5 protein-coding genes and 1 pseudogene are annotated in these 7,277 nt (G+C 71.6%); 2 read left to right on the plus strand and 4 right to left on the minus strand.

Features of this window, described 5'->3' with window-relative positions; all coding sequences use genetic code 11:
* Nucleotides 1-528, minus strand: a pseudogene (locus HY68_RS43400) (ATP-binding protein); the annotation flags it as partial.
* Between the two features lie 456 nt (nucleotides 529-984).
* On the opposite strand from HY68_RS43400, the gene gabT reads away from it, so the two are divergent.
* Nucleotides 985-2,319 (plus strand): 4-aminobutyrate--2-oxoglutarate transaminase, encoded by a 1,335-nt coding sequence (gene gabT, locus HY68_RS02080; protein ID WP_041983831.1) that lies wholly within the window; start codon nucleotides 985-987, stop codon nucleotides 2,317-2,319.
* Between the two features lie 380 nt (nucleotides 2,320-2,699).
* Nucleotides 2,700-3,326, plus strand: coding sequence for a phosphatase PAP2 family protein (locus tag HY68_RS02085; RefSeq protein ID WP_347560376.1), 627 nt, complete (start codon nucleotides 2,700-2,702; stop codon nucleotides 3,324-3,326).
* On the opposite strand, the gene HY68_RS02090 is transcribed toward HY68_RS02085, so the two are convergent.
* From HY68_RS02090 to HY68_RS02100, 3 genes are all read right to left on the minus strand, one after another.
* A complete protein-coding gene (locus HY68_RS02090) occupies nucleotides 3,280-5,109 on the minus strand; it encodes a glycoside hydrolase family 18 protein (RefSeq protein ID WP_041983833.1) in 1,830 nt (609 codons plus the stop codon). The genes HY68_RS02085 and HY68_RS02090 overlap by 47 nt on opposite strands.
* Before the next feature lie 181 nt (nucleotides 5,110-5,290).
* Nucleotides 5,291-5,761, minus strand: coding sequence for a hypothetical protein (locus HY68_RS02095; protein WP_041983835.1), 471 nt, complete (start codon nucleotides 5,759-5,761; stop codon nucleotides 5,291-5,293).
* A gap of 167 nt (nucleotides 5,762-5,928) precedes the next feature.
* Nucleotides 5,929-7,277: FAD-dependent oxidoreductase (locus tag HY68_RS02100; RefSeq protein ID WP_041983837.1), on the minus strand; the 1,349-nt coding region annotated here is incomplete at its 5' end.

The following is a 7,277-nucleotide window of genomic DNA, read 5'->3' on the forward strand; positions in this document are numbered from 1 at the left end:
GAGCCGCGCCGCGCTGTCGCCCAGGCCGGCCGCCCGCAGCTCGGGCCATTCGGCGAGGTCGTCCTCGGGCCCGGGCGGCGGCGCGGCGACGACGGGCGGCGGGGTGTCGGCGCGGTGTCCGAGGACGCGCTTGGCGAGCTCGGGCCAGCGGCCGAGGCGTCCGAAGACGACGATGAGGACAATGATCACCAGCGCGTAGTAGATGTACGAGGCGACGACGGACGTCATGGAGCCGCGCCAGGAATCCGGCGTGAAGGCGTAGAGGGGCCAGAGCCAGAAATGGCCGAGGTAGCCGTTCCAGATCAGTGACCAGAGCAGAACCCCGACCAGCGCCGAGATCAGCGCCCCGCTCACCAGCTGCCGCAGCGGCGTCCGCTCCGGTTCCACCGCCGGCCTCGGCCGGTGGCCGTACGTCCATGTGCCCGGGGCGTCCGAGAGGCGTGGCATGTGCAGCCAGTCGCGGAGCGTCGGGCCCGTGGCCGGGGCGTGCTCCGGGGCCGGGGGCGCGAACGGGGCCGAGCGTGGCATGGGCGGTGGCCCCGCCGGTGGTCCCGCCGGAGGCCCCGCGTACGACGGTCCCGGCGGGCCCGCCGGCCGGGGCACGGGAGTGGCGCGAGTGTCGCGTGAGTCGCGCGCGCCGCCCCGCGGGTCGTGCGTGCCGTCGGTGTTCATGAACCCCTGCCCCCTGACCAGCCAGGTCCGCTCTGTGCCACCGTCAATCTAGTGCCCTCGCACGGGTAGTTCACCGTCCCACGCGTACGGGGGTGTTACCGAACTCCCGCGCCGACCGGCCGCCGACGCGCCGGTGCCCGAGCACCGACCGGCCGCGAACGCGCCGCCGACCGACTGTACGCGGCGGACAACGACACGCGCGCACCACTACCGATCGGAGCATGACCGCTCCGCTCCCCCGCATCTAGCCTGCGAAGAAAGGCCACCCGAGCCCCCCAGACAGGCAACCGAAGCACCCCTCAGGAGCCCCTCATGACCGCAATCCCGCAGGAGCGCCGTCTCGTCACCGCCGTCCCCGGTCCCAAGTCGCTGGAGTTGCAGGCGCGCCGTACGGCCACGGTGGCCGGCGGGGTGGGGTCCACGATGCCCGTCTTCGCCGCCCGCGCCGGTGGCGGGGTGCTGGAGGACGTGGACGGCAACCGGTTCATCGACTTCGGCTCCGGCATCGCCGTGACGACGGTGGGGGCCAGCGCCGAGGCAGTCGTGCGCCGGGCCACCGCCCAGCTCGCCGACTTCACCCACACCTGTTTCATGATCACCCCGTACGAGGGGTACGTCGCCGTCTGCGAGCAGCTCGCCGAGCTGACCCCCGGCGACCACGCCAAGAAGTCCGCCCTGTTCAACTCGGGCGCCGAGGCCGTCGAGAACGCGGTGAAGATCGCCCGCTCGTACACCAAGCGCCAGGCGGTCGTCGTGTTCGACCACGGCTACCACGGCCGTACCAACCTGACGATGGCGCTGACCGCGAAGAACATGCCGTACAAGAACGGCTTCGGTCCGTTCGCGCCCGAGATCTACCGGGTGCCGGTGGCGTACGGCTACCGCTGGCCGACCGGGCCCGAGAACTGCGGCCCCGAGGCGTCCGCGCAGGCCATCGACCAGATCAGCAAGCAGATCGGCGCCGAGAACGTCGCCGCGATCATCATCGAGCCGGTGCTCGGTGAGGGCGGCTTCATCGAGCCGGCGAAGGGCTTCCTGCCGGCGCTGGCGAAGTTCGCCAAGGACAACGGGATCGTCTTCGTCGCCGACGAGATCCAGTCGGGCTTCTGCCGCACCGGCCAGTGGTTCGCCTGCGAGGACGAGGGCATCGTCCCCGACCTGATCACCACGGCGAAGGGCATCGCGGGCGGCCTGCCGCTCGCCGCCGTCACCGGGCGCGCCGAGATCATGGACGCGGCGCACTCCGGCGGCCTCGGCGGTACGTACGGCGGCAACCCGGTCGCCTGCGCCGCCGCGCTGGGCTCCATCGAGACGATGCGGGAGCTGGACCTGCCGGCGAAGGCCCGCCGGATCGAGGAGATCATGAAGGCCCGGCTCGCGACGCTGCGCGAGAAGTACGACGTCGTCGGCGACGTACGCGGCCGCGGCGCGATGATCGCGATCGAGCTGGTGAAGGACCGGGAGTCGAAGGAGCCGGCGGCCGAGGCCACGGCGGCGCTCGCGAAGGCCTGTCAGCAGGCCGGGCTGCTGGTGCTGACCTGTGGCACGTACGGCAACGTGCTGCGTTTCCTGCCGCCGCTGGTGATCGGCGAGGACCTGCTGAACGAGGGCCTGGACATCATCGAGCAGGCGTTCGCCGGGCTCTGAGCGAGCTGTGAGCCAGTCCTGAGCGGGTTCCGGACGGGCTCGGCGCCAGACGGGCGCCGGGCCCGGTGGTGGAGTCCTGTGAAGAACGTGTGCGGGGCCGATGGCGGGATGCGTGTGACGCTGTCGGTCCCCGCACCCCTGCCGTACGGTTTCCGTAGATGAGAGAAACACCCCGCTCGCAGGGGACTGCGGGCAACCCCAGGGCGGAGCGTCCCCAGCGCCGCTTTGGTCGTGCCTTCGCGCACACCACTGGAGCTTCGGGCTCCAGGCATCCTCATGGATCGGACGGCCGACCGCCCCAAACCCCCCGGGGCGAGCGGCACGCCGAACCTTCCGGCCGTCTTGGAGCTACCCCCCCTGCTCCAGGGCGGCCGTCTCTCATGCCCCGGCTTCTCGGGCCCCTGTTTCTGTCGGCCCTCCTCTGCTGCGCCGTACTCTTCGCGCTCATCACCTGGGCCGCCGCCGTCGGCGGTCCCGTCCGCAGGGCCGACGAGCGGCTTGAGCTCCACCTCGTGGGTCACGGACCACGGCAGCTCACCGAGGTCCTCGCCGATCTGGGTTCCATGCCCGTCGCCCTGCCCGTCCTCGCCCTCGCGCTGCTCTTCGCGCTCGTACGGGGCCACCGGTGGCAGGCGCTGGCCGGCGCGGTGACGATGGTGCTCGTTCCCGCGCTGGTCGTGCCGCTCAAGCTCTGGATCGACCGGCCGGGGCCGCTCACCGAGGCGACCGGCTACTACCCGTCGGGCCATACGGCGACGGCGATGGTCGCGTACGGGACGGCCGCCGTCGTCCTCGCCCCCTTCGCCGGCGCCCGCAGAACGGCGCCCGTCGCCGTGCTGCTCACGGTGGCGACGGGCGCCGGACTTCTGCTGCGTGGCTACCACTGGCCGCTGGACGTCCTCGGCAGTGTCGCCCTGTGCGGGGTGTTGCTCCTGCTGCTGGCGCGGGTGGTGCGGATGATCAGCCGAAGTACGCGTCGAAGTTCTTCGAGAACTCCCGCTGGTTGAAGTTGTCCCAGTTGACCGACCAGGTCATCAGGCCGCGCAGTCCCGGCCAGGTGCCGTGCGTCTGGTACGTGCCGCAGTCGGTCTTCTTCGTCAGGCAGTTGAGTGCCTTGTTCACCTCACCCGGCGCCGTGAAGCCGCCGCCCGCGTTGACCGAGGCGGGCAGGCCGACCGCGATCTGGTCGGGGCGCAGGGCCGGGAACATCTTGCTGGTGTCACCCGCCACCGGGAAGCCGGTGAGCATCATGTCGGTCATCGCGATGTGGAAGTCCGCCGCGCCCATGGTGTGGTACTGGTTGTCGAGGCCCATGATCGGGCCCGAGTTGTAGTCCTGGACGTGCAGCAGCGTCAGGCTGTCCCGCAGTGCGTAGATCACCGGGAGATAGGCGCCGGCGCGCGGGTCCTGGCCGCCGAACGGGCCCGAGCCGTAGAACTGGTAGCCGAGCTGGACGAAGAACGTCTCCGGGGCCATCGTCAGGACGAACTTCTCGCCGTACTTGGCCTTGAGCGTCTTGAGCGCCGAGATCAGATTGACGACGACCGGCGTCGTGGGGCTGCGGAAGTCGGTGTCGCCGGTGTTGAGCGAGAGGGAGTGGCCCTCGAAGTCGATGTCGAGGCCGTCCAGACCGTACTCGTCAATGATCTTGGAGACGGACGAGACGAACGTGTCGCGCGCGGCCGTCGTGGTCAGCTGGACCTGGCCGTTGGCGCCGCCGATGGAGATCAGGACCTTCTTGCCCGCCGCCTGCTTGGCCTTGATGGCTGCCTTGAAGTCCGCCGCAGACTCGACGTTCGGGCATTCGCTCGCCGGGCAGAGGCTGAAGCGGATGTCGCCGGACGTCACCGAGGTGGGTTCGCCGAAGGCGAGGTCGATCACGTCCCACGAGTCGGGTACGTCCGCCATCCGGATGTAGCCCGAGCCGTTGGCGAAGCTGGAGTGCAGATAGCCGACGAGCGCGTGCGCCGGCAGGTCTCCGCCGCCGGTCCCGCCGCTGCCGCCCGATGCGGACGTGGTCGCCGTGACGGTGGACGAGAGCGCGGAGGCACCGCTCGCGTTGGTCGCCGCCACCTGGAAGCCGTACGCGGTGGAGGGGTTGAGCCCGCCGACCGTCGCCGACGTGGCGGCCGTGTCGAGGACCTTGGTGCCGCCCCGGTAGACGCTGTAGCCGGTGGCGCCCTGGACGGCCGACCAGGAGAGGGAGACCGAGGAGGCGGTGACGCCGGTCGACTTGAGGCCGGTGGGCACGGCCGGCGGCTGGACGGGGGCGCCGCCGGGGCCGACGAGGCTGAGGTCGTCCACGTAGTACGCGCCGGTGCCGTACCAGCCGTTGGTGTAGACGGTCACCGACGTGGTGCCGGGGCCGGTGGTGAAGCTGGTGGTCAGCTTCTGCCAGTCGGGGGCCGACTGGGTCCAGGTGGACACGTCGGTGGTGCCGGTCCCGGACGCGCCGAGGTAGACGTAGCTGCCCCGGACGTACGCGCTCAGGGTGTAGGCGGAGCCGGGCTTGACGGTGACGGTCTGGGAGCACTTGGCGTTGTCGCTGCCGGCGGGGGTGGCCTTGAGCGCGCCGCTGCCCGCGTGGACGGGCGTGGTGACGGCCGCGCCGCTGCCCGCCGTACAGCTCCAGCCGGTGATGCCGGCTTCGAAGGTGCCGTTGCGCGCGATGTCGGTGTCGGCGGCCTGCGCCGTCTGCGCCGCCGCGGCGAGTCCGCCGGCGGCGAGGGCGGCTGTCGCGAGGACGGCCACCAGTCTTCGGAACGGGGTACGGCGTCTCGTGCGTTCCACAACTGCCACAACTGCCTCCGGGCATGGGGGAAATGGGGGTGGCGGGGCGCGCACAACATGGTCCAGACCAATTGGTGTTGTCAAGACCTCTGGCAGGACCGGGGTCCGCGCGGGGCTTCGCACAGGGGTCGGCGCGGGTCTGCGCGCCGGGGCATGTACGGGGCTTCCCACCAGGCCGTTCTCACTCCCCCGCCCCCTCCTCCCCCGTCCCGGCGAGCCCGGCCACCGCCTCGTGCATCGCCAGTTCCAGCAGCGCCGGATCGGTCAGCGTCCCCGAGCCGTCCGGCGGGATCAGCCAGCGCACCCCGCCGCCGGTGCGCCCCGGATACGGCACGACGATCCACGTGCCTTCGCCCGCTCCCCGTACGCCCGTGCCGAGCCAGCGGGCCGCCGTGCCCGGTGGTACGAGGAAGCCCATGCGCGCCTCGCCGAAGTCCGCGAGAACCGGCCCTGGCCGATCCACGAGCCTGGTCAGCACATCGAGCGTCGGATAGCCGAGTTCCCCCGGCAGGATCAGTACGTCCCAGCGTTTGCCGGCGGGCAGGAGCGCCACCCCGAGGGGGTTGCGCTCCCATTCCCACCGGCACGCTTCGGGATCCGGTGCCACAGCGGCGAGCCACTCCACCGCGCTTCTTGCTCCCGAGCCAGTCATCCGGCCGGCCTCCCGTCCCTGTTGTTGGACTTTCCGTCCATAGGGAGAGAGCGCGGTGGCGCCGGGGCATGACGCGGGTTGGGACCACCAATTGAAAATGATTCAGCTGCCGGAGCTCGACAGGGGACAGCGGTTCGACAGGGGGCTCGACAGCGGGCTCGACAGGCTCAGCTGTCGAAGCCGAGGCCGAACCTGTCCATCGTCCGCAGCCACAGATTGCGCCTGCCGCCGCGCTCGTCGGCGCGCGCCAGTGACCACTTCGTCAGCCCGATGCCCGCCCAGGCGGCGGGCTCGGGCGGGAACGGCAGCGGCTTGCTGCGGACCATCTCCAGCGCCGTGCGCTCGGTGCGTTCCCCCGACAGCAGGTCGAGCATCACGTCGGCGCCGAACCGCGTCGCGCCGACCCCCAGCCCGGTGTAGCCGGCCGCGTAGCCGACCCGGCCGTCGTAGGCGGTGCCGAAGAAGGCGGAGAAGCGCGTGCAGGTGTCGATGGCGCCGCCCCAGGCGTGGCTGAACCGCACGCCCTCCAGCTGCGGGAAGCAGCGGAAGAAGTGCGAGGCGAGCTTGAGGTACGTCTCGGGCCGGTGGTCGTGCTCGGCACTGAGCCGGCCGCCGTACGGGTAGACGGCGTCGTAGCCGCCCCACAGGATCCGCCGGTCCGGGGTGATCCGGAAGTAGTGGAACTGGTTGGCGGTGTCGCCGAGGCCCTGCCGGTTCTGCCAGCCGATCGAGGCGAGCTGTTCGGGGGTGAGCTGCTCCGTCATCAGCGCGTAGTCGTAGACCGGCACGGTGTACGGGCGGACGCGCTTGACCAGCGAGGGGAAGACGTTCGTGCCGAGCGCGACCTGCCTGGCCAGCACCCGGCCGTACGGGGTGCGTACGGCCATGCCGGGCCCCGAGCGCGCCAGTTCGAGGCCGCGGGTGTTCTCGTAGATCCGTACCCCGAGGTCGAGGCAGGCCCGCTTGAGACCCCACACGAGCCGCGCCGGGTGCAGCATGGCGACGCCGTCCCGGTCCAGCAGCCCGCCGACGAACGTCGGGGAGTTGACCTCGGCCCGCACGGCGTCCTGGTCGAGCAGTTCGAGACCGGTGAAGCCCAGCCGCTCGGCCTCGTCGCGCAGCTCGGCGAGTTCGTCGAGCTGGTACGGCTCGGTGGCGACGTCGATCTCGCCGGCCCGCTCGAAGTCGCAGTCGATGGAGTAGCGGGCGACCGCGGCCTCGATGGCGTCGAGGTTGCGGGCGCCCAGCTCCTCCAGGGTGCGCAGTTCGCCGGGCCAGCGGGCCAGCCCGTTGGAGAAGCCGTGGGTCAGCGAGGCGGCGCAGAAGCCGCCGTTGCGGCCCGAGGCGGCCCAGCCCGCCTCGCGGCCCTCGATCAGCACGACGTCGCGCCCGGGATCGCGCTCCTTGGCGATGAGGGCGCTCCACAGCCCGCTGTAGCCGCCGCCGACGACGAGCAGGTCGCAGCGCTCGTCGCCGGTGAGGGCGGGCTCGGCGGCCGGCCTGGCCGGGTCGTCAA

Origin of the sequence: Streptomyces sp. AcH 505, from assembly GCF_000818175.1 — a bacterium.
Taxonomy (GTDB): domain Bacteria; phylum Actinomycetota; class Actinomycetes; order Streptomycetales; family Streptomycetaceae; genus Streptomyces.